This is a genomic window from Sphingomonas silueang (assembly GCF_040049155.1).
GTDB lineage: Bacteria > Pseudomonadota > Alphaproteobacteria > Sphingomonadales > Sphingomonadaceae > Sphingomonas > Sphingomonas silueang.
Genome location: NZ_JBDZDK010000022.1, coordinates 42,837 through 66,259 on the forward strand (window position 1 = coordinate 42,837; position 23,423 = coordinate 66,259).

The following is a 23,423-nucleotide window of genomic DNA, read 5'->3' on the forward strand; positions in this document are numbered from 1 at the left end:
GGAATGGGAGTTGATTTCGAGCGGCATGCGGACGCTCACATATCCAAGCTGAGGTTCTTCTCAGGGAGCTCGCGGACTTGCTCTTTCGAGGCGAGCATCGCGGGCAGGGCGCTGAGGTCGTCCATGTCGAGCGGGCGCATGCCGAGCTCGTCGTCTTTGCGTTCGGTCCGCTTGTCGTGTCGGTCCGCGTCGTCACCATCTTTCAGCGGCGGGATGTCGCGCTCGAACAGCTTCGTGTCGGAATAGTCCGTCGTCGACTCCCCCATGGGTGGCAGGTCCGTCTCGGCGAGGCTGGCCGGATCAATCAGGATCGGCTCTGTGCTGCTCTTGTCGAGGTTCTCCATTGCCTTGCTTAGGGCATCGTCGGCGTCTCTACGCTGAGCGCCTGGCCCATCGATGACGAGGCGACCCTGGCTCTCCAGTGCAGAGGTCTTGGTGCCCGGGTTTCGATCGAGCTGCGCGCCAAGCTTCTGCAGATTGTCGACCACCATGATGAGCTGGTCGCGGACGCGGGTCACGATCACGTTGGTCAGAAGTTGGTTCGAGAGGTTGCTCTCGAAGCTCTGCATCACCCCGATCGCCTTATCGGCCGTGACACCCTGCGCCATGTGCGCATTGAGCGAATAGGCGAGGTCGAGGCGTGACAGCATAGGATCGCCCCTTTCGAGCGTCAGTGTCTCCTTGGATGCGAGCTCCACGGTGACACGGCCGCCCTCGATGCCGGTGATCGTCGCCAGCGCCGCATTGTCGATGCCGCGATCCTTGTCGTTACCGGTCCAGCGGATGCGGTCGCCCTCATGAATCTTCACCGTTTCGAGCGTCGTCAGCGCCAGGCGGTTGCCTTCCTTCATCGGATCGATCTTCTGCGGCGAGAACCGCACCCGCTGACCGTTCCTTTCGAGCTTGATCTCCACCTTCCCGTTGCCAAAGACCTTCGTGACCTCGGCCGCACCATGACGGAGGTTCACCTCATCGACGCTTCCCTGGACGTGAAGTGTTTGCCCCGGCTTGTAGAATTGCGCGTAACGCAGCTCCTCGTTGGCAAGACCGAGAGGCTGATGAACGGTGAGGAACAGGCCTTCGCCTTTCAGCGTGCCATCCTTGAGGAGCCCCGCCTGGACCTCCCTGTTGATCGTAGCACGCGTCTCCTTGCCGGACGCGAAGATCGCAGTGACGTCGCGGTCTGCGGGCGAAAGGGCCAGCCATAGCTCAGCGGCCTTCTCGGCGGGCTTTTGGTCCTCGATGACATTGTCGCCGAGCACGCGCATCGCTTGCGATGCCTTGCCGACGTTGGTCAACGCCGCAACGGTGCGCAGCTGGTCGGTACGCTGGCGAATGTTTTCGTCCATCCGCGCCATGGTGACGCCGGCGGCCTGCTGGACTGAGAACGACTTACCGCGATCGATCGGCTGCAGCTGCCGGCGATCGCCGATCTCGCCGAGCCGTTCATTGCCAAGCGCGTCCGCGATGGTGAGCAGCTTCAGCATGTCAGGATCGGAAACCATCGACGTTTCGTCGACGACGATGATCGTGTTCTTCATCTCGGCACGCTTCGCCTGTGCTTCAGGCGTGTTCGGATTGGCCACATGCTTCTGGTTTTCCCAGATGAACGAGGCGATGGTCTGGGCTTCGATGCCTGCGTCCTTCATGTCGGCGACCGACATCTCCCTCGGTTTCAGCCCCTGTCGAAGGTCGGTGACCATCTTGTTCTGGAAGGCGAGGCCGAGCACGCGCTTGCCTTCCTCGCGAGCGACAGCCGCGGTCGCCTGCAGCATGGTCGACTTGCCGGCGCCGGCGACGCCCTGCACAACGACGATGCGATCGGTGCTGGACACCAACAGCGTCGCTGCTGCGAGCTGACCGGCGTTCAGTTCAAACGGTGAGGCGGCCTGTAGGCGGTCCGGTGCATCTGCTGGGCTGACGATCGGCGTAGCGCGACCTTTCCCTGCCTCGACCCTCGCCAGGATGCTTTCTTCGGTTTTGATCGCTTCAATCGTCGTCACGGCATCGACGGTGCGGCCGTTGACCTGGATATGCCCCGGAAGGAGCTTACCCTTCTCGAACAGTTGCTCGATGCGAGTTTCGACATGGTCGATCGTGACGCCCTTCAGACCAAGATCGAGCGCTCTTTTGCTTACCCGATCCACCTCGAAAGCGGACTCGCGCTGACCAAGGATGCGGATGGCGGAGGCGACTGCGAGTTGAGCGTTCGCTTGGCCCGTCGACTGGGCGAGACGAACGAAGCCACGATCGACGAGCGGGTCGGGCGAGCGCAGAAGGCCCGCTACCGCTTCACGGGCGACACTGACGGCGTCTGCGATCGCCTGATAGCTGCGTCCTATCGGACCTGCGTTTTCTCGCTCAGCCGAGGCCTTCAAGGCTCCCTCTAGCAGCTTCTTACCGTCGAAACCCGCAGCGGTAGCTTCCTTGATCCACTCAACCACGAGACCGGTCTCGCGGTCCTCTACGTTCAGCTTGGGATCTCGCGTATTGACCGTGATCTTGTTGCGCCCCTCCGGGGAGACGATGCCGAGTTCCGCGGCCTTCTCTAGGATCTGGTCCCGCCGCTTGCTGAAGATTTCCAGAACCTCTTTCGGAACCCCGACAATCTCAAATGTGCCGTGTTTTCCGTCGAGCCGGACTTGGTAGCCAAGCTTCTCCAACTCGTCGCGCAAGTGGCTGTGGTAGATCGAGCCGATAACGGTGTTGTTCGACCAGATCCGGTCAGCGTGCAGGGCATGAATTTTCCCATTCGGCCCTCGCGTCAGATTGGCTACGATAGCGTGAATGTGCGCCTGCGGATCAAGTGCGCGGCTAGTGTCGTGCTGGAACAGCGCATAAACCAGGTTCCCGGTCTTCACGGTCTCGGTCTTGCCGTCCTTGGTTATACGCGTTTCGGCAAGGTTCTTCTCGACCCAGGCCATCGTCTGCTGGACCGCCTTCGTGTGCGCGCCGTCCGGCCCGAGGATGCGTTTGTCGCCGGCGATATAGGCCATTACCGACACCGACTTCGGCGCGGAAAAGGTCAGATCGTAGCCGGGTCGGCGCGTGTCGCGCTGATCCATAACACGTTCGCCGGAGGGTAACTCGCCATTCAGGACCTTAGCGAACGTCTCCTTGAAGACGGTCCCGCCAAGCCCGACTGCGGCCGCACCCTCGCCGCCCCAGATGCTGACCTCGCCAGCCTTCTCATCGGTGTAGTATTCGCCGCTGACGAAGTCGTCCTTGCCGAAATAATTGGCGGCGCCCGACGCCGACTTGACCGATGCCATGGAGAGCATCGTTACAGCCCGTATCCGTCATCCGGGAACGCATCGCGTGCCTCCCGGATAGACAGGTCTTCGGAGCGCTCGGCTTCCTGCGCCGTGTTGTCCCTTTGCTCACGTTGATGATCGCCGCGCGATTGCACAGCCTGGCCGTCCGATAGCTTCGTGCCCTCGGCACGGTGGTCGCCGCTAGGACGCTCCCGCATGTCAGCCAAGAGCACCTGCGGTTCGCTACGCGCGGTCGCCTCGATCGGCATCCCGTCGCGCGAATTATCGACCTCTCCCTCAGTCGGCTGCGACAGAATATTGGCGGCAAAATCATTCGCCTCGTTTGCCGCCGATACCGGCTCCTCAACCGCCACAGGCAGGTCACCACGCCCCACATCAACATCACCACCCTGCGGCTTGCCACCTCCTCCGCGAACAGGCTTATCAGGCGCGTCCGGCGTGCCGGGTCTGCGCCGAATGAAGCCCTCGGCTACGGTCGGGTAATGCTCGTATTCGAGGCGGATGCGTGCGGCCGGAAATCCATCCGGAAACTTCACGAACCCGTGCAGGCTGGGCAGGTTCATGATGTCATCTGGGATGACCAGCGGCTCTATCTGTTTGCGGGGGGTCAGGGTCGAGGCGTCGCGGGTGTTATTGTAGCCGTAGCTATACCCCTCATCCATCTGCCGGATCTCACGATTGCCGATGTAGCGTGACCCCTGTTCAGCGGTGTCGAGGTCGGCCGCGGCTAGGATCAGTTTCGTCCGCGCCAGCGACGACAGGTTGCGGGCATTTTCCTCACCGTAGACTTGGATCAGCTTGTCGAATGAGTGGAGCCCTAGGACCATCGCCCCGCCGAAGTTTCGCGCGGTCTGGAGGCCGCTTTCGATTGCAGGCAGGCGGTGCAGAGCGCCGAGCTCGTCGAACACGAACCAGGTGCGCAGATCGCGGGTTTTCTTCATCGTCATCAGCGAGTGGATCGCGAGGTTAGACCACAGCGTGAGCAGCGCCCGGTTCATCTCCAGGTCCGTGTAATTCGAGGTGATGAAGAGGATCGAACCCGGCTTCTTCTCGGACGTCATCCAGTCCCGGATCGAGTATTGCGGACCGTCGTCGGGGAGGAAGCGCAGAACCTGTGCATTGGTGTTGAAGACGGCGCGGATCGACTCCGCCATTTTTGCCGCTTCGGGCGCGGTGATCGGGTCCGCGATGGTGTTGGCGAGGTGCTTGTGAACCAGCTTCAGGTCGGCGGTCATCAGGTTGTCCGCGAGCGCCTTGTTGGAGGTCATCTTCTTCTCGATGAGCTTCATGCACATTTCGATGAAAAGGGTGCGCGCAGCGAGCGCCCAGAAGGGGTCCGCGGCACCGCCGTCGGACGGGATGAGGGCGCCTGCCGCAGCGGTGAAATCGCTATAGGAATGGCAGTCGTTGAAGATCGTCCAGGCCGGGCAGCGGGCGTCGGCCGGGTTCAGGATCGTGTCCCGTTCGGGGTCGTAGAAAGCCTCGACATAGGCTCCGGTCAGATCGAACACGACGGCGGTATCTTCGCGCTCCCGCATCTGCGCCAAGAGCTTGCGGAAGACCGTCGTCTTACCCGAGCCAGTGGTGCCCAGCGTCATGAAGTGCGACTGCTCGAGACGGTGCGGGAAGGGGATGCCGGCGACGCTGTACGGGTGGTGCACACCCCCCGCTTTCCGCGCCTTGAATTTAAGGCTCAGGACATAGTCAGGCGTCTTGCCGGGGAACAGCCGGGCAGCCTCCTTCATGAACTCCACTTTGTTGTGCTGAGCGATCTCGGAATAGAGGAGATCGCGCTCGACCAGCATGGCGCCGCGCTCGTGACGTTCCTGGATCATAGCCTTGCCGCGACGGGCCGAGAAATCGATATACCAGATCGACAGAGGGACGGTGATGCAGGAGGCGATGGCAACCGAGCCAAGCAGGCCTCTTACTGCCTTGTGCCAAGCGAGGATAACCTCGGGCACATAGGGCACGTAACCCATGTACGTGTGACGCACTGCGTTGTTGGGAAGCCGAAGGTTGACCTGCTTCATTTCGTCGAACGAGATCCAGTCCCAGAGCGACGACAAGATGCGCATGCAGATCAGCTGGACGTTGTTCTCGTCGAGCGTGATCGAGAGGATCGTGAAGTAGGCGATCGCGAAGACACCGAGCCACATGTAGACGGGCATTTTTATGCCCTGCAGCCACATGAGCACCTGCGTGTTCAGGAGTTGGCTTCCGCGGGTGAAGTTGCCCGAGTTTCGTGGCGCATCGCCGCGCGCGGAATGGTGCTGTTGAGGGATCGGACGCCGGTCGTTCCGGATGTCCTTGCGGGGCTCCTGGCCCGACGCCTTGGGGTCATCACGCGCCATGGTAGAGCCTCACGCGATGGTCGGTTTCGACGATGAGCTTGTCGCGCAATTCCGGGTGGTTCTCCCGGATGATCGCATCGAGGGCGACCTGCATATATTCGGTCACTCGGAGGTGCCGAAGCTGGCTCTCGGTGCGCTTCTGCTCGCCGTCGAGATAGTGCGCGATTGCTATGCGCATGACGTCAGCCATCGACCTGGAATGCTTGCTGGCAACCTCCTCCAGGCGCGCATATTGCTGCGGGTCGAACCGGACGGTTCGTTGGACGTAAGGGATCTTCAAACCAACCTCCAGGCAGGGAGGATGGTGGGTTCTCAAGCGCTGCTACCTTAGCGTAGCCGGGCAGGGGCGCGCAACATGTTGGGCGCGTTGATCGGCAAAAAAGCGATCCCAACCGATCCCAGCAAAAATGGCGGATTTCTGCGGTTTTCTGGCAGAAAGTCGGTTGGGATCGAAAGCAACTCTGTTGGGATCACATCGGCGAACCTCAAAAAGTGGCGGAAATCCGCCGAAAACGGCAAGCGAAGCTTGCGTAAGGTGTGCACTACTGTAGTCCCATATCCTCCGTGCTGTATCGGTGCTGGTTGGTGCTCCGGGTAGCTCCGGGCCGTGTCCCGGTTTCACCGAGGATCGGGTCCGACGTGAGGCGGAAATGGGTGCTGGATGGCGTGCTTCGCACGCCGGGGTTTATGGCGTCGGCCGATATCATCGTGGGGTCTTTCGCTGGGGTCCGAGAGGCTGCTTGGCGTTGTGAATTGTCGGGGGTAGAGTGGCTGTGTTCAGAGCCCGATCAGCCTGACGAAAAGGACGATGGAAATGGCAAAGTCACTGGACGCCGAACTGGCCGCGATCGAGGCCGAGGAACGCAAGCTGTCGGAGCGTCGCAAGGCGCATCAGGGCAGGTTGCGGGAGGCCGCGATCCAGTCGGTCGAGAAAGCGGGGTTGCTCAAGCTGCCGCTCGACCGGCTCGATGGCTTGATGAGGGTGGTGAAGACGCTAGGCGTCGAAGAAGTCGAGAAGCGGCTGAAGGCGTCAGCCTGAAGCCGGCCGGGACCATCGGCGCGTAGCCGGTCGGTTCTCCAAAGGTGTCAGGCAAAAAAAGGGGCGCGTCGGCGAAGCCGCGCGCCCCGTATCGGGTCGGAATGAAGACGGGTTAGTCGGGGTTTGGCAGGGCGTTCATGCCCATGCGAGACTGGCGTCAGGCGGATTGGTTTTCGTCCGGGCCATGGCGACCAGCGAGGGCAGGTAGCGCGACAGATGGGGGTCGGCGGTAAGGCGGTCGTGGATCACCGGATCGGTGAGACGCCGGCGCAGTTCGGCAAGCGGGATTTCGCCGAAGGACTCGGCATCGAGGCCGAGGCTTTCAAGCAGGGCATAGGCATTGCCATTGGCGACGTTGAGCGCTGGTGCGCTGTCATGGGTCCATGCGACCTCGATCATCACCAGCCCGATATTCTCCTCGCGCCGCACGCGGATGCGCCGCGCGGCGAATTGGGCTTCGTCGAGGACGGCGATCGCGGCTTCGCCGTGGTCGAGGATGGCGCTGAGCGAAGCGAGCGGAAGGGGGCAGACGCGCGCCTCGAACGCGAACTCCGGTTCATCGGTCGTGCCCCATTCGTGGGCGATAAGCGGGTAGCCGAGACGCTCGGATTGGGCGCGCAGGTAATCGCACAGGACGGATAGCTGGTCGCGGGTGATTTCGGCGGGCGGGACGGCGTGTACGTCATGGCCGTCATCGATGCGGAACGTGATGGTCATCTCGACCTCCTTCGTTGGAACCGCTCTTCCCGTTCCCGCTCCTCTCCAACATGCCGTGCGACGGGCACGTCGCTGGTCGGCAGGGGTGGCATGGCCGACATCGTGCGAGGTGACGTCAAGGATCTGCCAGCGGCAGCAGCGCCGGGCCGGGTTCGATGCCCGGCCCGGCGCTTCCCCGCCAACAAAATGGGTTCCTGTTCAGCGGTACTCGATACCGCATCGGACAGTCGCGCGGCAGCAGCGCGGGCGCGGGCTCGATGCCCGCGACCGCGCTTTCCCGGCACGCGGCATTCTCCGGCGCTGGCGAGCTGGTCGGGCGGGCCGGGAAAGGCGGCGGCAGCGCATTACCGGAAGGGGGAAGGCGAGCGGGCGTGCGGGTGTCCGCGCGCGGCCCGTCGGGGCCGCGCCAGGGCGGCCGCGCGTCCGCTCGCCTGGCGTGGGGGGAACCTGTAGGGTTCCCCCCACAAAGCGCCGGTGGCGACAAGCGGCCAGCCCCGGCGGGAGCGTCCGGGGCTGGCCTAGTCATCCCTGCCAAGGGAACGGGTGGGCGGGACGACGCAGGGGGGGGTGCGCCGTCCCTAGAGGGTCAACCCCAAGCCGCGCGCTTGGTTGCGGCGGGGGCCGGTCCCTGATCGGAAATGCGATAGGCTTGGGTCGGAACGCCTGCCTTTTTCAGTTCGTCCAGCAAGCCCGACTGGATGCCGGTTCCCTGACACACGATGGCTTCGACCGGCGCGAGGGCGACAAGCTGGTCGTTGCGGCGAAAGCCTGCGGCTGCCGCGTAGCGGCGGACGTTGGGCGCGAAGGCGACTAGCGGAACCTTGCGGCTCGCGGCCCAAGAGGCGGCGATAAGGTCGCATCCCTTGCGCTGGCCGGACGTGCAAAGCGTCATGTGGGGAACGCGCGCCTTGATCGCGTCTAGGCGGTCGTAAAGCATCTGGAAGTCGTGCCATTCCTGACCGCCCGAAAAGACGACGATGGGGCCGGTCGGGTTGCGCTTTTCGCGGATCGCCTCGGCGCGCGCCTTGAGAAAGTCGAGGCTGTCGATCTGGCTGGCGGTGGTGGCGCTGGAAACGACGGAGCCGCGCGCGCTGCTCCACGGTTGCCCGGTGTGGGCATGGTAGCAATCGGCGGCATAGGCGCGCATACATTCGATGGCGGCGCGCTGCTCCATCTTGGTTTGGGTGCGTAGCTGCATTTCCTCCAGTTCGACGGCGTAAATCTCTGACGGATCGGGGCGGCGGGCCATCTCGCCCAAGTCGCGGGCCAGCGTGTCTTCCTCGCGCGCCAGTTTCTGCGCCTCGTAGTGGAACGAATTGACGAAACCCCATGCGATGGCTTGGGCGCTCGTCTCAAGCCGGGTATCGGCAAAGAGGTCGAACAGGGTCGCCATGATCGCGCGGCAATCGAATTGCGCTTCGGCGGGTTCGGGCATGTCGAGTTGCTGGGCGATCTCGCCCGGACCCATGATCGACCATGCGCCGACGTCGCCGAACGCGGCGTTGAAACTGTCGCTGGTGGTGTCGTTGGCGATTTCCTCGCGGATGGCGTCGGCGCGGTCCTGCGCGGCGATTTCCCCCGGGGTCGATCCCATGGCTTCGCCAAGCTGCGAAAGGCTGGTATAGCGGCGGGAGGGCGTTTGCTTGGTCATTGGTTCATACTCTCTGGCAGGGTTGGCGTCTTAGGACCGGGGGGAGCGTTTCAGTCGCTTCCCCCCGTCCGTTCGGTGGTCTTAGGCGGCGACCGTCTCGTCGGCGGTCGTCTCGCTCTTGCGGCGGCGGGTCGGCGTCATCGGCGGGATGGCGTCGGCGTCGGTTGCGCCTTCCTCGACCATCTGGCCGTTGGCGTCGGCGTTGCCGGTGCCGAAACCGTCATCGATGGTGCGGCGTCCGCGTCCCTGACGGCTGCCGTTGAGGTTCTCGCGGCGGGGCAGCGGGCGGTTCCATACGACGTTGTAGGTTTCGGTTTCGTCGTCGGTGCGGAAAAGCATGACTTGAACCGGGGCGGTGAGGCTGGGGTCGTCGAAACGTCCCTGATAGAAAACCTCGCCGCTCGAATTGCTGGTCTGCTCCCACAAAGCGCCGATCTGCACCCAGCGGCGCGCGACGTTCAGCGCCATGATTTCGAACGCGGGTGCCTTGTCGCTGTCGCTCTCGACCGGGCGAAGGCCAAGGCGGGGAAGGTCGATGTGCGCGGTGGCGATCGAACCGAGAAGCTGGCCGTTGGTGCTCTTGAAGGAACCGATGTTCATGTGACTTACTCCGTGGGGGCCGTTCCCCCTCTTTGCCAGGGCTTGGGGCCTTTCCCCTCCCGACATCTTTCTTTTACCCCCTCCCCCCCAAGTATTGAAGCGCATTGATTTCTTGACACCAAGTTATCGTACACGGTGAGTCCGAGCATCTAAAGAGCTTGCGTCCAGCAAGCGTAAACAAACAAACAAAGAAGCATTGATCGCGGTAGCGAGCAATTCAGATGAACAGGAACGATGTTCGGGGGGCGTAGCCCCGGCCTGTGATCTCATCGCACCCGGAGCCGTCCTCGCAGGGGCTCAAGGCGCAGGCACGGTCGGCGGGGTCAACATGAATGACGGAGGCTCCGCCGCTTTAGCGGTGGAAACCGTAGGACCAATCAGCAAAAAGCATTGTCCGCATCGCGGACAATCCATCAGCGGTCCGGTATTCTTGTTGAGGCGTCTTCAAACAAACAAAAGCATTGCCAGCCTTGCTGGCAATACCATCGCGACGCCGACCCCGGCGGGCGGGTCTGCAACGCGGAGACACTGAGAGGCGGCGAAGGGTGCGATGAGATCATTGGCCCCACGAACAATCATCATGCGCGCCAGCGCATGATTCCACAGCCGCAGGCTGCTGGCGATGCGCGTGGATCTGGGTGTGACGTTCAGGGTGGAAGAGGCTGGTGCGTCATCATGCCCGTGGAGGCGCGCAGGAGGCCCGTAGGGGGCGGAAACCCCGGACAAGGGATCGTGACCCCGCAAGGGGCGGAGACGCGCTTCAGCGTGGCTCCGGTCGGCTTTAGCCGACTAGAGCCCGGCCCCGCCCATCGGGCGGGGTGGCCCCGAGGCTGTCGGTTCATTGATGGTGGCGAGGTGAAGTCGCGGTTGCCGGTCGAACCATCGCCGGAGATCATCATGACGTTCACCGTCGGCGATACGGTAGGAGGGGACGGGGGTGTTGATGCAGGCTATCGCATAGTTGAATCGGAATGACTGGCCGAGCCGATCGGCGATTATCTTCAGCTCGTCGGCAAGCATTCTACGGAGATGGGAGAGGTTATCGCGACCGCGATCGTCGATCGGGACACAGTTGGGATATTGCAGGCGGGTTCGACCTGCGTGCGATCGTCGGACGGCGACGGGCAAGAGGCGCGGCAGATCATCCGGGAACGACGCGGGTTCGATTGTCCCGGGTTTGTCGATGGTGGATCGGAGCATGTTGAGCCGACCGGCGTTGCGTGATTTGTTGTAGCAGTCGTCATTCCAGAGCCAGATCTGCCCGTTGCCCATGGCGGCGAGGGTGTCGACCTATGTCGGTAGCGTACCGGCATCGACGGCGGTGTCGAAGGCATCGGCGCTGACGATCCAGATCGTGACGGCGCGGTGGTCATGGTCGCGGTCGATCCGCCGTTCCGCGCACCAGGCGCTGGTGGGAGAGGCCTGGACCTCGAAGTGGACCAACTGGCGATCGATGGTGACGGCGATGTCGGGTTTACGGAGGCCCGATGGTGTATGAGCCGAAGCGTTGCGAGCGGGGTGGCAGCCCATGGCTTCGAGGATGGTCATGATCTGGCATTGGGCATCGATGTGCCATTTGCCGTCGTCTCCGGTGGGGTTGCGGCCGTGGAAGGCGGCGGGTGTGATATTCGTCCGCCAGGGGCAGGGTGGTGTGGCGTCGTCATCGGGGAAGTGGGCGAAGAAGGGTTGGCGGATGACGCCGGCGCGCACGCCGACGGGTTCGAGGCAGGCTGCGCATCGGAAGGCGTGTCGGCCATCGGGCAAGGCGTGGATGTCGCGGAGGTTGAGGGTATCGACGTCGTGATGGCGGTGGTGTCGATCGAGCACGAAGGGGATGGCGAGCTGGCGCTGCGGGAGGGCTTTCATTGCAGGTTCCGATAGGGCTTGATGGTCCATCGAAGCCGCGCCGGGGGGTGGGTCCGTGTCTATTGACGACAGTTGCAACGAGAGAATGCAGGAGCCGGGAAGCGTCGTAGCGGCGCTGGTTGCGCCATCGCGCGAGCCGTCCGAGGCGACCCGGTCAGCGATCGAGGCATGGGTACGGGATCACCAGTCGAGCAGGGCGGTGGTGGCGATCGAGGCCGCGGCGGGCGCGGTGCTCAACGATCTGCTGGAGGATTTCGGTCGGACGTATTCGTGGAACGAGGTCCGCCGGTTGCCGGGCGTGCCCGAGTTTCGGTCGATGACGGATCTGGCGAAGCGGCTACGGGTGATTTCGGGCCGATTGCGGGAGCAGCATGGGGCGGACCAGGTGATGCAGGTGCATCATAGCGGGCGCTCAGCGCTATGGCTGTCGTTCGAGGTGCCGCCTGAACCGGCACCCGATGCCAGTGGGATCGTGTATACGGAGAGGCCGGTCGAGATGACGTGGCTGGGTCGGCTAATTTACGGTCGGTTGCCGTCGCGTAGCCGGTGGTCGGCCCCGGGTGTTTACCCGACGTTGTTGGTAACGGTGCCGTTCTTCCTGTCGCTCTATGGGTTTTACCATGGGTTGTTCACGGCGAACGCGTGGTTGGTGGTGCTGTCAATGGCCATATTCGCCAATCTGGTGTGGGTGGTGTTCCACAGGTTGAGCCTGCCGGTGAACCAGGCATGGCGAGTGGAATGGCCGTATGTGAGGGGGGACGGGAAGTTTGGCGTAATTCATACCCGGGCAAGGAGTGACGGTCGCCCGTTGTTCCGGTTGTATGGGTATGAGGCGAGTTGCCCGATCTGCGGGGATCTTGTTGATCTCGAGCATGGACGTCATGGGTTCAAGGGACGGATTGTCGGGGAGTGCCGGTCCAATCCGATGGAACATCTGTTCTCGTTCGATCATACAACGGGGGAAGGCAGGTGGCTTTATGAACGATAGCGGTGAGAAGATGTCGATGGTTGCGCAGAATGATCCGGTCGAGCTGGCGACGGAATTGACGATTGCGTGGTTGTCGAACCCGAACACGCGGGTGTCGAGCGAGGATGTGCCGGTGTTTCTGCAGCGGATGCACGAGGCGGTGAGCGCGCTGGAGGCATCGGGGAGCGTGACGGGAACGGGCGATGCGACAGAAGCGCCGCAGGCGTATGCGCCGGCGGTGTCGGTGCGCAAGTCGCTGGCGCGGAGCGATGCGATCATCAGCATGATCGACGGGAAGCCGTACAAGACGCTGCGTCGTCATTTGAAGGGTCATGGTCTGACGCCGGAGCAGTATCGCCAGCGGTACGGGCTGAAGGCGGATTATCCGATGGTGGCGCCGGATTATAGCGAGGCGCGCCGGGACATGGCGAAGAAGATCGGGCTGGGTCGCAAGCCGCGCCAGGCCGAAGCGGAAGCGGTCGGGACGGCAGAGGTGTCGGATGGCGGGCCGGAGGGATCGGCGGAGAGGCCGCGTCGCGGGCGCAAGCTGGGGATCGCGGCGGCAAAGGCGCACCTCGGGTCGTAGGCGGCGGCTTCAGTCGTCAGGCGCGAGGGTGGCGATGGCGTTGACGGTTCGGGAGAGCCGATCGACGATATCGGCCATGTCGTCGAGGCGATCGGCGAGATCGATGGCGAGGTCGAAGAGTTCGGCGTTGTCGCTCGCGCCGTTTGCGGCGGCCATGGCGAGGCGGTGGAGGTTGAGGATGTCGGTTCGCATTTCGGGCGGCTCGTCATCGTCACCGTCGGCGAGGTGGTCACGAAGGTCTTCGAGGTCGCCGACGGCGGCGAGGATCGCGCGGGTGTCGATGGCAGCGAGGCGTTCGTCGCGGCTGTCGCCGCCCTTGTTCCAGTTCATGAGCCGTGGCGTCCCCTCGCGATAGCTTGCGCGGATCCCGGCGCGCGCGCGGCTGCGCGACGCCGGGGAGAAGTTTTCATCGACTTGTTTGCTGGCAACGGCAGCCTCATTCAAGGTGTTGTCCTTGAAGGATATTCGGGCAAGGGAGTGAGGGCGATGCACTGGACAGATACGATCAAGCGGCATGACTATGACCTGGCGCTGGTCGATGTGATGAACGACGTGGAGCTTGCGCCTGAACGCCGGGTGCTGGCGGGTGCGGCGGTCGGGGTCGAGATCGACCTTGCGTGGTTGTCGGCGGGCGAGTTGCTGGAGGCGTTCGAGGCGCTTCAGGGTGATGTGGCGCGCGGGGTGAAGCGTGGCGAGGGTTATGCGGCGCTGGATGCGATCATCACCGATGCGAACCCGTTCCAGATGCGGTTGTGGTATCTGCTGAGCGACACGTCGATCGAGGCGGCGGTGGAGATGCTGGGGTGGCTCAAGGGGCTGCTATATGCGCGTGGCCGGGCGTCGGTGACGCTGAGGGAGGCGGGCGTGCCGCAGATCCATTGGGCGCATGAGGATGCGCTGGAGGAGCCGAACGCGGCGGATATCATGGGGTGTACGGATCGCACCGCGCGGGATCATCGGGTGAACAGCGTCTGGCTGTGACCGATCCCGATGCCGGCTCCTGACATGAGGATGCGACCGATGCGGGTCAGGGCGGTTTTCCAGCCTTTGATACAGGCATGGAAACCGGCCTGACCCGAACGGTCATCACATGACGACGGGTTCTATTTGCGCCGTTTGTACCGTGCGCGCTCTGCCGCCGCTTCGCGATCACGCTTGGCCATGTTGGCGCGATAGATACGGTCGGATTCCGCGCTGGCGCGGTCGGTTTCTGCATTGGCGCGCTCGCGGCGGAGACATAGCTCGCGGGTGTCATCGGCAGCCATGTTGCCCGGTACGCAAGGGTTGGCGCGACGACGCTGCATGTCGGCCTCATACTGGGCGTCCTGGCGCTCGCGACGCTCCCGGTCGGCACGAACCGGATCATAGTCGTCGTCGCTCTGACTTTATGGTGCCTTGACGGCGTCCCGAAGCTTGCCGAGCAGGCTTTGAGCATTGGCCGGCATCGCGGCGCTGCTGACCAGAAACGCGATCAACAATCCTGACCTAAATCGCATCATGATACTCCCTGGTTTGGGTAAGTGTCTCATAACGCGAACGGTGCGGATCGTTGCACGCTCAGATCGAACATTTTGAGAATAGGCCGGCGGCCGGGTTGTTCATGGCGACGATGTGAGGCCGCATCGGCGAAGATCATGATTCCGGCAGCGAGGTTGCCCGACGAATGTTCAGGCGACCATCGCATAGACGGTGTCGGTCGGGGCTGGTTCGTGCCGGGAGACGCGGAAGGGCTGGACGGGATTGCCGGTGGCGATGACATATTGGTCGGCGCCGGTGTCTTCGCGACGCTGAACGGCGACGGCATAGGCGTTCTCGAACGAGGCTAGGCGACCCCGGCGGGCGGAAAAAGCGGTGTCGGTCATGGCGTAATCCTTGGGTAGCGGGTTCGTTCATGGAAAATCAGGAAGCGATCGTATAAGAGTGATCGGGACCGGAACGGGCGCTGTGGCGTTCGAGTGGTTGATCCGTCCGGATGGAGGATCCTTCGGGAACGGGGCGGCATCTCTGCAAGGGTGCCGCCCCGTTTCGTTTTGATACAGCCGCCAAGGCGGCTCAGGATTTTTCCTTGAGCGGTTCGGGCTTCTTGCCGTCGGGCAGGGTCTGGCGGAGATGGTCGTGCACGAGCCGGGCGGTGAACGGCTTGGAGATGAAGGTGGCGTTCTCGGGCATGTCGCCAGGCTCGGGGGTGATGCGGCCGCTGGCGATGACGATATCAATCCACGGCCAGGTGGCGAAAACCTTCCGGGCAAGCTCGAAGCCGTCGAGGCTGCCGGGCATCTCGACATCGGAGAAGAGGAGCATGATCTGTTCGGCCTTCTGGCCAAGCAGATCGATGGCTCCATCGCCGTCGTCGGCTTCGTGGCAGCGATAGCCGGCATCTTCGAGAATGGAGCGGGCATCCATGAGGATCAGGGGATCGTCATCGACGGCGAGGGCATAGGGGACGGTGGAAAGGGTCATAGTGATATAACTCCCCGGTCAGCGATGTGATTGATGCGGCGCTAAAAGATATTGGGCGATGGCGTCGCTGCGGCGTGGGTAGGCGAGCCGTGGCAGGCTTTGCCCGGCCGTGCGCGCGCGGCGGGTAAGTTCGAAGCAATAGGTGAACAGCGGGCTTTGGCGCTGTGCCGCAAGCACCCCGTTTGCCTTGAGCGTATCGAGCCAGGCGCGGGGATGCTCGCCGGTCGCGGGCCGGCGGGCGCCGAGGCGGACCAACTGGTCGATCGCACCGGCATGGCCGGTTTCGAGGTTGCGGATCTTCGACAGCGTGCGCTCGGAGATCGTCTCGCCGGCGATGCGAAGGACGTTGCGGGCGCGCGTCCGACCACGATAGGCGCCTGACAGTGCGGCATAGACACAGCCGCAGTGACCAAAGCCCGGATCGGAGAAGCTGACCACGGCCTCGATGCGGGATCGAGCCTGCCGCAACAGCCGGAAGGCGCGTGAGGCGAAGTAACTTTCCCCGTTGGCCGCGACGCTTGGCAGGCAGAGCAGGCGTTGCAGAACGCAGCCGCGCGCCGGATCGGCGAAGCCGGTGTGGCGGGTGATGACCGCCCCTGTCGCGGGAACGCCGAAGACGATAGCCCCGACCAGCGATGCGCGCTCACCCGCACCGGGTCCGAACAGGCCAACCGCGAGCTGAGCGGCGGGATAGCGGGGCAGATAATGGTGGTCGGCGATGAAGGCACGCGCGGTCGCATGGTCGATGACATCGACGGCGTAGCGGCGCGGGTCGATAACGGTGTCGTCGGAGACGAACGAGGCGCGGCGGTCACGCCAGCGCTGTGAGCGGGCGGTTATCACAGATCCTCGCGCAGCATGAGCGTGAGGACGCGGGTGGTGACGCCGGCGTCGGCGGGATCTTCCGAACCATATTCGAGCGCGGCATCGTAATAGTCGATCGCGAAGAACACCTCGGTGTCGCGCACCGTGAAACTGCCGCGGTTGCGTTCGGTATCGCGCGGATCGAAGGTGCAGCGGCGTAGCGCCTGCATGAGGTGGGCCTGGGCGATTGCCCGCGAGGCGAGCGTGTCGCCTGCCAGCGTGGCGAGACAGGTCCGGGTGACAACGATGCGGGCGGTGCGGTCGAGCCCCTGGCGGCAGCGGTCGTTGAGGCGGCCGATGATCTCGGTGCGCGTCTCGTCGGTGACAGCGATCATGATGATGCTCCCTTGTTCGATACGATGATGGATCGTGTTGGTCAGGCGGCGAGCGAGATCACATCGCGCGGGCGGCGGTCGGGGAAAGCCGCGTGAAAGCGGTCGAGCCAGCTTGCCATGGTCGGCCGTTCGGTCACCGGGATCACAGCGGCGACGTCCTGGAACCGGATCAGGTCGAGCGGCGCGTCGCGCATGATGCGGTCGATCTCGTCACCGGGGAGGAGATGCTCGGCGCGGATGAACGCGGTCATCGATCCGGGCCGCGCACGGGTGCCGCGTCGCCACAGTCCCTCGACCGTATGGAGTCGTGGCGCAGCGCGCGCCTCGACCAGGACGATCAGGCGCAGACACCATTGCGGCAGGCCGCGGATCTCGTCCGGGTGGTTGGCGATACAGATCCAGCACGCCGACTTGGGCGGTACGGGGAGGCCTTCGGCCTCGATCCGGGTAACGCAGGCGGGCCGGTCCCAGCGCCATTCGCGAAGCGGATATTCGCAATGGTAGAGCGGATCGTCGATGCTCATGGCGTGATTGGCGCGCGCGGTGTCGCGCGGGCCGGCGTCGTAACCGATCAGCCGCGTCACCCGCTGACCCCTGCCCCACGCATCGATCGCCGGCTGCCAGAGGCTGAGGAACCTGTCCTGTGGTGCCTTCTTGTATTTGAGGCTGCACGACGAGCCGCCAAGCGACTTGGACGGCAGCGTGGCGTTGGTCAGGCACATTTCGAGGAGGCCGAAATAGGGCGGCCAGTGCTTGAAGCGCCTGGGCACATAGCTGACCAGCTCGAACCGGATGCCGCGATCGCGCATCCAGGGCCGGATCACGTCGAGATACTCATAGGTCGCCGGCTTCTCGACGCCGGTATCGGCGGTGAGCACGAGGCCGGGCGCTTCGCCGCGGGCGTGCTTCTCGATCAGGAGCGCGGTGCTGTCGACGCCGACGCCATAGGCGAGAACCACCGGGGGCGGCGGGAGGACGGTCGACGGGGCTGTTGGGAGGATCATGACGGCTCCTCCGGTTCGAGATAGCTGTCGAAGGGCGCGCCGGTCGCCTCGATCCAGGTGCCTTCGTTGTCGAGATCGATGATGCGCGCCAGCAGCGCGGCGCGCAGCTGGCGGGCATCGACGTCATGCCCCTTGTCGTCGTTCGAGACCAGGCTGAACGCGAGCGTATAGGCGTGGTTGTAACGGGCCATGTCACGCGGCCTCGGGCGCGGCGATGGGTGACACGGTGATCTCGACGCCGCGACGCGTCATCACGATCGACACGCTGCGATCCTCGGGAACCACGAAATAGTGGCTCGCCAGAAGGTCACGGACCCGGTTCTTCAGCGCGGCGTCGTCACCTTCGAGCATGCCGATGATGCGCTCGGCGGCATCGGCCTGGAAGCGTTCGAGCTGGGTGCTGTAGCTATCGGCGTCGCTATCGTCACTTGCGTAGAAAATCGCGCTTTCGAGGAGGTCGACGACGCCGAGTGCGGTCTGGTCGCTGCCGCGCAAGACGAACACCGACGTCTCATCGACCGAGTTGCACGACCATTGATCGGGTGCGAAGGCGACGTCGGCCTCGGTCGACACCTCGATGAACGCGCCGGCGTGGCGCATCGTCGCTTCCAGCGTGATCGCCTCAACCCATCCGCTCTCCGCCTCGGCGGGCGCCTCTTGGGTATCGGAGACGACGAAGGTGCGGTCGCCTTGCGTCACGCGGAAGCGCAGATCCTCGACCTGAGCGAGGATGTCGTACCAGCCATAGCCCTGAAACGCGTCCTGCGCTTCGACCAGTGGTCCGCCGAACGGGTTGTGCTTCGCGATCGCTGCGTTGGCGGGCTGGCCGACCAAGGCGTCGAAGTCCGGCATCAGCACCATGCCGGGATCGGTGATATGCTGGCCGCTCTCGTAGTTGCGCGAGGAATCTGCCGCGTTCGGCGTCCAGGACAGCAGATAGGCCGCGGCCTCGGGGAGCACGATGCCGAGCGAGCACGCCTCGCGCCAGTCATGCGCCGACAGCCGGTGCGTGCCCGCGGCCTCGATCGCGCGGTAGATCGCGACGCGGACCGCATCGCGCAGGCGGGCGATGCCGTCGTTCTCGACGACTTCCTTGCGCGCCGGGAGCACGAGCTGGATCTGCGGGGCGTCGAAGATGTCGACCCGCGCGATCCAGTGGCCGCCCCGATCGACCTCCTGGACGTAGGGCAGGTCGCATGGGATGGTCAGGCCGTGGAAATTGAGGCGGCCGTCGCGCGAGGAATAATGCGACGGGTGTTTCTGGAACACGCCGATGCGAACGCCTTGCCATTCCTCGATATGATTGGCGTCCTTCAGCCAGTCCTCTTGCACCAGGTCATTGCCGTTCCAGGTGACCGGCACCGGATAGTGTTTGGCGGCCTTCTCGACATCGCGTTCGAGGGTTTTCAGCCATTCGTCGGGAACGCGGACGGTGATGGCGGTGCCGCGCGCGATCGGATCGGACGAGATCGCGATCGGGCGGCTCGTTTCCCAGGCGGAGGCCGGAATATGCGCCATCCAGCCTTGCCGGTCGGGCTTGGAAAAGGAGCGGATGATGACATCGCGCCCGGCGAGGCTGAAGACGCCCATGCCGGCGGGATCTTCGGCGCGGCGAGTCTCATCGGACCAGCCCGAACGGCCGAGCGTCACGATGCTGGCGGGATCGGCAATGCCGTGACCGTCATCGGTGACGTGCAGGAAGTGCTCGCTGCCGGCACTGTTGAGCGCAATGGCCACGACACTTGCGCCGGCACGCCGCGCGTTCTGGAGCAGCTCGCAGATCACGTCATACGCGGTGTTGTTGAACAGGCGCGTGACCTTGGCGATCGTCTCGGGGGCGACCGCGGTCGCGATGGTGGCTGGGATCATGGGAATGCTCCGTTCTGGCGGGCTCTCGGCCCGCCCTTCCCCATCCCGCTCCCCTTTGCTGCCTCGTGCACCGATGACGGCGCGTGATCGTTGATGCTGTCGTGATGAACCCGAAGGAGTTTGACATGGTGCCGATGCCCGAACCGCTCACGTTGTCGGACTATGGCCGGCTGAACGCTATGCTCGGGCCGGATCGGGATTCAGGCGAGGAAGCGATACGCGCCGCGTTGCGGACCGCCGCGCAGCTACAGCATCTTCAGACGATGCGGATGGTGTTCGCCGACCGTACCGGAGAAACCTTCGATCCGGCGAAGGTCACGAGGAACCTCGAACGGCTTTCGGGACAGGATCTGAGCGAAGGTTACGAGGAGAAGTGGCGCGAGGAGCTACATCTGGCGGCAATGCAGTTCGGCACGCGTCAAGAGCCAGGGTCCTGATCGCCCGATGCTCCAAGGGCGAGGATGGTCGCAAGCGTCGGCGGAGGTACAAGCCGTTCCCGCCGACCGAACGACAGCCCGTGGCTCCCGGTATATTTGCTGAGCGTCGCCGCCTTGCGCCCGAGCGCAGTCGCGAGGTCGGCGAGCGCAATGCCATTGGCATGGGCGATGCGCACCGCGGCCCGCTCGTCAGGCGTGAAGGCACGGTGGTAACCGTGTACCAGTCCAAGGAGGTTGGCGCGGGTGAACAGCGCGGCCCTGGTCCGTCCCATCCGGTGCGCGAGCGCATCCATCGGCATCGTCCCGTAGAGCGCGCGCAGGGTGGCGATATCGGTCTTGGTCCATACCGGGCCGGCGCGAAAGCCGTCAGCCTTCGCATGGGTGCCGCGCAGGCCGAGGTGACCGGCACGCCAGCGCACCGATCCGGGGGGGCGACCGAGGCGAGCGGCGACGGCCGGGAGGCTTGCCGCATCCCTGTACGCCTCGCGCAGCAGATCGTCCTCCTCACGGGTCCAGTTCCGGCCCCAGCCCCGCCCGATCCCGAGGCGACCCGCAAGCTGCTTGATCGCGGATAGTGATCGTTCGGCATAGCCTTCGGCGGTGAGCATTCCCCGCACCGCCTCGTAGCGGTGTCCCGCCACGATCAGGGTGACGGCATGGGCGAGTTCATCGCTCGGCCACGGCGCACTGCGCGCGGGATGCTTGCAGCCGAGCGCGCCGGCACGCGCGGACACCGCGCCGGTCGAACGCCCGATGATCTCCCCGATCGCGACCAGCGCGACGCCGGCGAGATACCCGGTGCGCAGTTGGGCATCTTCCCATGGTGTCCATGGTGGCGGATGGCTCTCGGTCAGGCCAAGCGATCCGGCACGGGCATAGACCGCCCCGCAGCTTCGCCCGAAGTCCGAGGCGATGTCCGCGGTCGCATCCTGCCCGTAGCGCCGGACCAGTTCATCGTCCTCCATTTCGCCCCAAGGCCGGCTGCTGGCGCGGCGAAGCCCGAGCACTGCCAGGCGCTCACGTACCGCCCATATCGATCGCCTGGTTGCAGCGGCGATATCGGGGATAGTGGCATCCCCGGCGAACAGATGGCGCAGCGTGTCGATCTCGCCCGGGAGCCAGGCGTGCTGGCTGAACGGCACCTCGGCAAGGGCAGTCCCCTCGGCCGGTATCACCGGCGCCGGGCAGGCGACCAGTTCGACGATGACGGGAGCGTGGGCCTCCGCGTCGTCGGGAAAGGCGGCGATGCGGGTCATGACAGACCGACCACGGGCACGTCGCCGAGGCGGGCGCGCAGCCGCGCATGAAGCCTCGCCATGCGGTCGGTGCCGCGCGGCATGGTGTCGATCGCGGAGAGAAGTGCCAGAAGGTCGAGCGCGGCATCCACGGCCTCGGCGTCCAGCGCGAGGTGGCGGGCAAGCTCGGTCGCGGTCGTCGCGTTGGGCGCGATCCGGCGCAGCGCAAGACAGATCGCGGCCGCGACCGGCGCGGCATCGTCAAGCAGGAAGGTATCGAGCGCGCGGGTGCCGCGAATGGCGAGCGCGGTATCGCGGCGAGCCGGTGCTTCGCGCAAGGCATCGAGGTCGAGCAGCCGTTCCGCCTCGGCCGCTTCGATGTCGGCCGCACCGTGCAGGGCGGGTGTTTGCCCCAGATGGCTGGTGATGGTCGGATCGATCCGGGCGAGCGTCGGCGTGGCGGTGAGCGCCGGGCCGAAGGCGTAGAACTCACCTGGTTCGAGCAGCCGCAGACGGTCTGCCTCGCGCGCGCCGAAGCCGAGGATGTCGGCCGCGCGCGCGATATCGCGGTCGAAGACGTTGATGCCGATCAGGAAGTTTTGAAGCTCGGAGATGACCGAGGCCGACAGTTTGGCGAGCCGCTGGGTGGCGATCACCGGCGCGATACCCCGCTTGCGGCCTCGCGCGCACAGATCGGTGAGGGTCGCAACGCCGAGGCGGCGGGTTTCGGCATCGCGCGCCGAGCCCGCGATATGCGGGGCAAGCAGATGCCCCTCGTCGATCGCGACCAGCACGGTATGCGTCCAGTCCTCGCGTGGCGCCCCGATCAGTCCGGCGAAGAAGGCCGAAGCCTTGACGATGCGCTGTTCGGGATCGAGGTCGGTAAGGTCGAGGTGGAGCGCGATCCGGTGACGTCGGGCGCGCAGTGCCGCGGCGGTCAGACCGTCCGATGCGATCTCGACCGCTTTCAGGGTCGTCGCACCGATGTGCGCGGCGAGGTTGCCGAACTCGCCTTCGGGATCGACGATGATCGTCTGGACGTAATCGAACGCTTCCTCGACGATGCGCCGCATGGTGCGGCTCTTGCCGGCGCCCGAACCGCCCTGGAGCAACATCCGCCCGGCAAGCAGCCGGTCGAGATCGAGATCGAGCGTGCCGGTCGCGTGACGGCCGATCGGCACGCGCGTCGCGGTGCGCGGCGGTTCGCCCGTTCGGGTCGCGGTGGGGTCGAGCGTATCGAGCATGGCGGGCTCCCTGGTCGAGCGGTCAGCGCGGATCGCGGGCATAAGCCGCCAGGCGGTCGCGAGCCTCGGCGAGCTGCGCGATGCCGCGTTCGAGGAACAGCGCCTGCGAGCTGTCGGGTACGGCCCCATCGAGGCGTGTCCGCAGCGCGCGCAGGCGGTGGTCGATCGCGTCGGCGACCGCGAGGATGTCATCGGGCCGCAAGGCGACGGCGGCCTCGCCGGCGCGCAGGATATGCCGCCTGCTGGCGAACGGGAGGTAATGAGGTTCGACGGGCAGACGGTGCACGAGCGCGGTTTCGACGGCGTTGGTTATTTGCGCGGCATCGTGGACGATCTCGCCGAGCAGCACCTCGCGCGTCATTGCCGGCATGTGGTGCAGCGCACCGCCTTGGCGCGTCACCGCGATCGGATAGACCGAGGCGAGGCCGACGACACCTTCGGCGAGCGCGACGATGACATCGCCTTCGGCAAGTCCCGGATGTGTCTCGAAGCAGGCATCGAATGCGTCGGCGCTGGTGGCGAAATAATGGACGCGGTGCATGACCGATCCTTTCGTGACTGTGGTGAATGACCGTGGCCGGGCTCAGGCGTAGCGTGGGCGCTCGGCCGGGAAGCGCTCCGGCGGCAGGCCGGTGAAGGTCAAAGCCCGGTATCGACCGCCCGCATAGAGGCAGGAATCGATGGTGGGGCGATGCCGCTGGAGGCGTTCGAGAAGCCGGTTGGCGCGCTGCTGCGCGGCGATCGCGGCGGCATCGTCGAAGTGGAGGGCGATGGCACGGACGAAGGTGCCGCTGTCGTACCGTAGGGTAGGCAGGGTGGCGTCTACGAGAGAACACCCCACTGCCCCCCTCCGAACCGGACGTGCAACTTTCACTGCATCCGGCTCTCCGCTCCGGGCACTGTAGAACGAAAGTCCGGCA

At 64.7% G+C, this 23,423-nt stretch carries 26 protein-coding genes; 5 read left to right on the plus strand and 21 right to left on the minus strand.

Annotated features, from left to right (window positions below; genetic code table 11):
* Positions 1 to 35 precede the first annotated feature (35 nt).
* From mobF to ABLE43_RS17170, 3 genes are read right to left on the minus strand one after another with little or no spacing between them, the layout of a single operon-like run.
* Positions 36 to 3,281: a MobF family relaxase gene (gene mobF, locus ABLE43_RS17160; protein WP_425475285.1), complete on the minus strand. Its 3,246-nt coding sequence runs from the start codon at positions 3,279 to 3,281 to the stop codon at positions 36 to 38.
* Positions 3,282 to 3,283: 2 nt separating this feature from the next.
* Positions 3,284 to 5,629 (minus strand): type IV secretion system DNA-binding domain-containing protein, encoded by a 2,346-nt coding sequence (locus ABLE43_RS17165; RefSeq protein WP_348979603.1) that lies wholly within the window; start codon positions 5,627 to 5,629, stop codon positions 3,284 to 3,286.
* Complete coding sequence (locus ABLE43_RS17170; protein ID WP_348979604.1) at positions 5,619 to 5,909, minus strand: hypothetical protein; 291 nt, start codon at positions 5,907 to 5,909, stop codon at positions 5,619 to 5,621. Before ABLE43_RS17170 ends, ABLE43_RS17165 begins: the two co-directional genes overlap by 11 nt.
* A 534-nt stretch (positions 5,910 to 6,443) precedes the next feature.
* Between ABLE43_RS17170 and ABLE43_RS17175 the strand changes: the two genes are divergently transcribed.
* Positions 6,444 to 6,668 carry a hypothetical protein gene (locus tag ABLE43_RS17175; protein ID WP_018250420.1) on the plus strand — a complete coding sequence of 75 codons (225 nt, stop codon included), beginning with the start codon at positions 6,444 to 6,446 and terminating at the stop codon, positions 6,666 to 6,668.
* Positions 6,669 to 6,803: 135 nt separating this feature from the next.
* On the opposite strand, the gene ABLE43_RS17180 is transcribed toward ABLE43_RS17175, so the two are convergent.
* The 5 genes from ABLE43_RS17180 to ABLE43_RS17200 all read right to left on the minus strand — a co-directional run bounded on the left by ABLE43_RS17180 (position 6,804) and on the right by ABLE43_RS17200 (position 11,502).
* Complete coding sequence (locus tag ABLE43_RS17180; RefSeq protein WP_018250421.1) at positions 6,804 to 7,385, minus strand: hypothetical protein; 582 nt, start codon at positions 7,383 to 7,385, stop codon at positions 6,804 to 6,806.
* Between the two features lie 586 nt (positions 7,386 to 7,971).
* Positions 7,972 to 9,036: a DUF2493 domain-containing protein gene (locus ABLE43_RS17185; protein WP_018250422.1), complete on the minus strand. Its 1,065-nt coding sequence runs from the start codon at positions 9,034 to 9,036 to the stop codon at positions 7,972 to 7,974.
* Positions 9,037 to 9,117: 81 nt separating this feature from the next.
* Positions 9,118 to 9,636 carry a DUF736 domain-containing protein gene (locus ABLE43_RS17190; RefSeq protein ID WP_018250423.1) on the minus strand — a complete coding sequence of 173 codons (519 nt, stop codon included), beginning with the start codon at positions 9,634 to 9,636 and terminating at the stop codon, positions 9,118 to 9,120.
* Positions 9,637 to 10,425: 789 nt separating this feature from the next.
* A complete protein-coding gene (locus ABLE43_RS17195) occupies positions 10,426 to 10,908 on the minus strand; it encodes a hypothetical protein (RefSeq protein WP_018250424.1) in 483 nt (160 codons plus the stop codon).
* Between the two features lie 18 nt (positions 10,909 to 10,926).
* On the minus strand, positions 10,927 to 11,502 hold the full coding sequence (locus ABLE43_RS17200; RefSeq protein ID WP_018250425.1) for a competence protein CoiA family protein: 576 nt from the start codon (positions 11,500 to 11,502) through the stop codon (positions 10,927 to 10,929).
* Between the two features lie 55 nt (positions 11,503 to 11,557).
* Here ABLE43_RS17200 and ABLE43_RS17205 point away from each other — a divergent pair, with 55 nt between their 5' ends.
* Both ABLE43_RS17205 and ABLE43_RS17210 read left to right on the plus strand, forming a co-directional pair.
* A complete protein-coding gene (locus ABLE43_RS17205; RefSeq protein WP_145957898.1) occupies positions 11,558 to 12,490 on the plus strand; it encodes a hypothetical protein in 933 nt (310 codons plus the stop codon).
* Positions 12,480 to 13,055 carry a Ros/MucR family transcriptional regulator gene (locus ABLE43_RS17210; RefSeq protein ID WP_018250427.1) on the plus strand — a complete coding sequence of 192 codons (576 nt, stop codon included), beginning with the start codon at positions 12,480 to 12,482 and terminating at the stop codon, positions 13,053 to 13,055. The genes ABLE43_RS17205 and ABLE43_RS17210 overlap by 11 nt, the downstream gene beginning before the upstream one ends.
* Positions 13,056 to 13,064: 9 nt before the next feature.
* Here the strand turns inward: ABLE43_RS17210 and ABLE43_RS17215 are convergent, their stop codons facing one another.
* Positions 13,065 to 13,499: a hypothetical protein gene (locus ABLE43_RS17215; protein WP_018250428.1), complete on the minus strand. Its 435-nt coding sequence runs from the start codon at positions 13,497 to 13,499 to the stop codon at positions 13,065 to 13,067.
* Between the two features lie 42 nt (positions 13,500 to 13,541).
* Here ABLE43_RS17215 and ABLE43_RS17220 point away from each other — a divergent pair, with 42 nt between their 5' ends.
* The gene (locus ABLE43_RS17220; protein WP_018250429.1) at positions 13,542 to 14,036 is read left to right on the plus strand and encodes a hypothetical protein; all 495 of its coding nucleotides are present in this window, start codon (positions 13,542 to 13,544) and stop codon (positions 14,034 to 14,036) included.
* Positions 14,037 to 14,158: 122 nt separating this feature from the next.
* Here the strand turns inward: ABLE43_RS17220 and ABLE43_RS17225 are convergent, their stop codons facing one another.
* The 8 genes from ABLE43_RS17225 to ABLE43_RS17260 all read right to left on the minus strand — a co-directional run bounded on the left by ABLE43_RS17225 (position 14,159) and on the right by ABLE43_RS17260 (position 19,587).
* Complete coding sequence (locus ABLE43_RS17225) at positions 14,159 to 14,359, minus strand: hypothetical protein (protein WP_097352040.1); 201 nt, start codon at positions 14,357 to 14,359, stop codon at positions 14,159 to 14,161.
* A gap of 363 nt (positions 14,360 to 14,722) precedes the next feature.
* Complete coding sequence (locus ABLE43_RS17230) at positions 14,723 to 14,917, minus strand: hypothetical protein (protein WP_018250432.1); 195 nt, start codon at positions 14,915 to 14,917, stop codon at positions 14,723 to 14,725.
* Between the two features lie 190 nt (positions 14,918 to 15,107).
* Positions 15,108 to 15,515: a response regulator gene (locus tag ABLE43_RS17235; RefSeq protein WP_018250433.1), complete on the minus strand. Its 408-nt coding sequence runs from the start codon at positions 15,513 to 15,515 to the stop codon at positions 15,108 to 15,110.
* A gap of 18 nt (positions 15,516 to 15,533) precedes the next feature.
* Complete coding sequence (locus tag ABLE43_RS17240; protein WP_018250434.1) at positions 15,534 to 16,358, minus strand: Mom family adenine methylcarbamoylation protein; 825 nt, start codon at positions 16,356 to 16,358, stop codon at positions 15,534 to 15,536.
* Positions 16,355 to 16,714, minus strand: a complete 360-nt coding sequence (locus tag ABLE43_RS17245; protein WP_018250435.1) for a DUF3768 domain-containing protein — start codon at positions 16,712 to 16,714, stop codon at positions 16,355 to 16,357. Before ABLE43_RS17245 ends, ABLE43_RS17240 begins: the two co-directional genes overlap by 4 nt.
* Positions 16,715 to 16,755: 41 nt before the next feature.
* The gene (locus tag ABLE43_RS17250; protein ID WP_026189049.1) at positions 16,756 to 17,718 is read right to left on the minus strand and encodes a hypothetical protein; all 963 of its coding nucleotides are present in this window, start codon (positions 17,716 to 17,718) and stop codon (positions 16,756 to 16,758) included.
* Complete coding sequence (locus ABLE43_RS17255; protein ID WP_018250437.1) at positions 17,715 to 17,909, minus strand: hypothetical protein; 195 nt, start codon at positions 17,907 to 17,909, stop codon at positions 17,715 to 17,717. The genes ABLE43_RS17250 and ABLE43_RS17255 overlap by 4 nt, the downstream gene beginning before the upstream one ends.
* A gap of 1 nt (position 17,910) precedes the next feature.
* Entirely contained in the window at positions 17,911 to 19,587 is a 1,677-nt protein-coding gene (locus tag ABLE43_RS17260; protein WP_018250438.1) for an ATP-binding protein, read from the minus strand.
* A gap of 83 nt (positions 19,588 to 19,670) precedes the next feature.
* Here ABLE43_RS17260 and ABLE43_RS17265 point away from each other — a divergent pair, with 83 nt between their 5' ends.
* Positions 19,671 to 20,024 carry a hypothetical protein gene (locus ABLE43_RS17265; protein WP_097352039.1) on the plus strand — a complete coding sequence of 118 codons (354 nt, stop codon included), beginning with the start codon at positions 19,671 to 19,673 and terminating at the stop codon, positions 20,022 to 20,024.
* On the opposite strand, the gene ABLE43_RS17270 is transcribed toward ABLE43_RS17265, so the two are convergent.
* Genes ABLE43_RS17270 through ABLE43_RS17285 form a run of 4 tightly spaced genes read right to left on the minus strand, consistent with a single transcriptional unit; the run spans position 20,006 to position 23,344 of the window.
* Entirely contained in the window at positions 20,006 to 21,280 is a 1,275-nt protein-coding gene (locus tag ABLE43_RS17270; protein WP_018250440.1) for a hypothetical protein, read from the minus strand. The genes ABLE43_RS17265 and ABLE43_RS17270 overlap by 19 nt on opposite strands.
* A complete protein-coding gene (locus tag ABLE43_RS17275) occupies positions 21,277 to 22,503 on the minus strand; it encodes a helicase HerA domain-containing protein (protein WP_018250441.1) in 1,227 nt (408 codons plus the stop codon). Before ABLE43_RS17275 ends, ABLE43_RS17270 begins: the two co-directional genes overlap by 4 nt.
* Before the next feature lie 22 nt (positions 22,504 to 22,525).
* Entirely contained in the window at positions 22,526 to 23,044 is a 519-nt protein-coding gene (locus ABLE43_RS17280) for a hypothetical protein (protein ID WP_018250442.1), read from the minus strand.
* 42 nt (positions 23,045 to 23,086) lie between these two features.
* Positions 23,087 to 23,344: a hypothetical protein gene (locus ABLE43_RS17285; protein ID WP_285139564.1), complete on the minus strand. Its 258-nt coding sequence runs from the start codon at positions 23,342 to 23,344 to the stop codon at positions 23,087 to 23,089.
* Positions 23,345 to 23,423: the final 79 nt, after the last annotated feature.

Excerpts from the sequence above, each read along its gene's own strand:
- mobF (WP_425475285.1), bottom strand. The coding sequence starts at position 3,281 with ATGCTCTCCATGGCATCGGTCAAGTCGGCGTCGGGCGCCGCCAATTAT.
- ABLE43_RS17165 (WP_348979603.1), bottom strand. The coding sequence starts at position 5,629 with ATGGCGCGTGATGACCCCAAGGCGTCGGGCCAGGAGCCCCGCAAGGAC.
- ABLE43_RS17175 (WP_018250420.1), top strand. The coding sequence starts at position 6,444 with ATGGCAAAGTCACTGGACGCCGAACTGGCCGCGATCGAGGCCGAGGAA.
- ABLE43_RS17180 (WP_018250421.1), bottom strand. The coding sequence starts at position 7,385 with ATGACCATCACGTTCCGCATCGATGACGGCCATGACGTACACGCCGTC.
- ABLE43_RS17185 (WP_018250422.1), bottom strand. The coding sequence starts at position 9,036 with ATGACCAAGCAAACGCCCTCCCGCCGCTATACCAGCCTTTCGCAGCTT.
- ABLE43_RS17190 (WP_018250423.1), bottom strand. The coding sequence starts at position 9,636 with ATGAACATCGGTTCCTTCAAGAGCACCAACGGCCAGCTTCTCGGTTCG.
- ABLE43_RS17195 (WP_018250424.1), bottom strand. The coding sequence starts at position 10,908 with ATGGGCAACGGGCAGATCTGGCTCTGGAATGACGACTGCTACAACAAA.
- ABLE43_RS17200 (WP_018250425.1), bottom strand. The coding sequence starts at position 11,502 with ATGAAAGCCCTCCCGCAGCGCCAGCTCGCCATCCCCTTCGTGCTCGAT.
- ABLE43_RS17210 (WP_018250427.1), top strand. The coding sequence starts at position 12,480 with ATGAACGATAGCGGTGAGAAGATGTCGATGGTTGCGCAGAATGATCCG.
- ABLE43_RS17220 (WP_018250429.1), top strand. The coding sequence starts at position 13,542 with ATGCACTGGACAGATACGATCAAGCGGCATGACTATGACCTGGCGCTG.
- ABLE43_RS17225 (WP_097352040.1), bottom strand. The coding sequence starts at position 14,359 with ATGCAGCGTCGTCGCGCCAACCCTTGCGTACCGGGCAACATGGCTGCC.
- ABLE43_RS17230 (WP_018250432.1), bottom strand. The coding sequence starts at position 14,917 with ATGACCGACACCGCTTTTTCCGCCCGCCGGGGTCGCCTAGCCTCGTTC.
- ABLE43_RS17235 (WP_018250433.1), bottom strand. The coding sequence starts at position 15,515 with ATGACCCTTTCCACCGTCCCCTATGCCCTCGCCGTCGATGACGATCCC.
- ABLE43_RS17245 (WP_018250435.1), bottom strand. The coding sequence starts at position 16,714 with ATGATCGCTGTCACCGACGAGACGCGCACCGAGATCATCGGCCGCCTC.
- ABLE43_RS17250 (WP_026189049.1), bottom strand. The coding sequence starts at position 17,718 with ATGATCCTCCCAACAGCCCCGTCGACCGTCCTCCCGCCGCCCCCGGTG.
- ABLE43_RS17255 (WP_018250437.1), bottom strand. The coding sequence starts at position 17,909 with ATGGCCCGTTACAACCACGCCTATACGCTCGCGTTCAGCCTGGTCTCG.
- ABLE43_RS17260 (WP_018250438.1), bottom strand. The coding sequence starts at position 19,587 with ATGATCCCAGCCACCATCGCGACCGCGGTCGCCCCCGAGACGATCGCC.
- ABLE43_RS17270 (WP_018250440.1), bottom strand. The coding sequence starts at position 21,280 with ATGACCCGCATCGCCGCCTTTCCCGACGACGCGGAGGCCCACGCTCCC.
- ABLE43_RS17275 (WP_018250441.1), bottom strand. The coding sequence starts at position 22,503 with ATGCTCGATACGCTCGACCCCACCGCGACCCGAACGGGCGAACCGCCG.
- ABLE43_RS17280 (WP_018250442.1), bottom strand. The coding sequence starts at position 23,044 with ATGCACCGCGTCCATTATTTCGCCACCAGCGCCGACGCATTCGATGCC.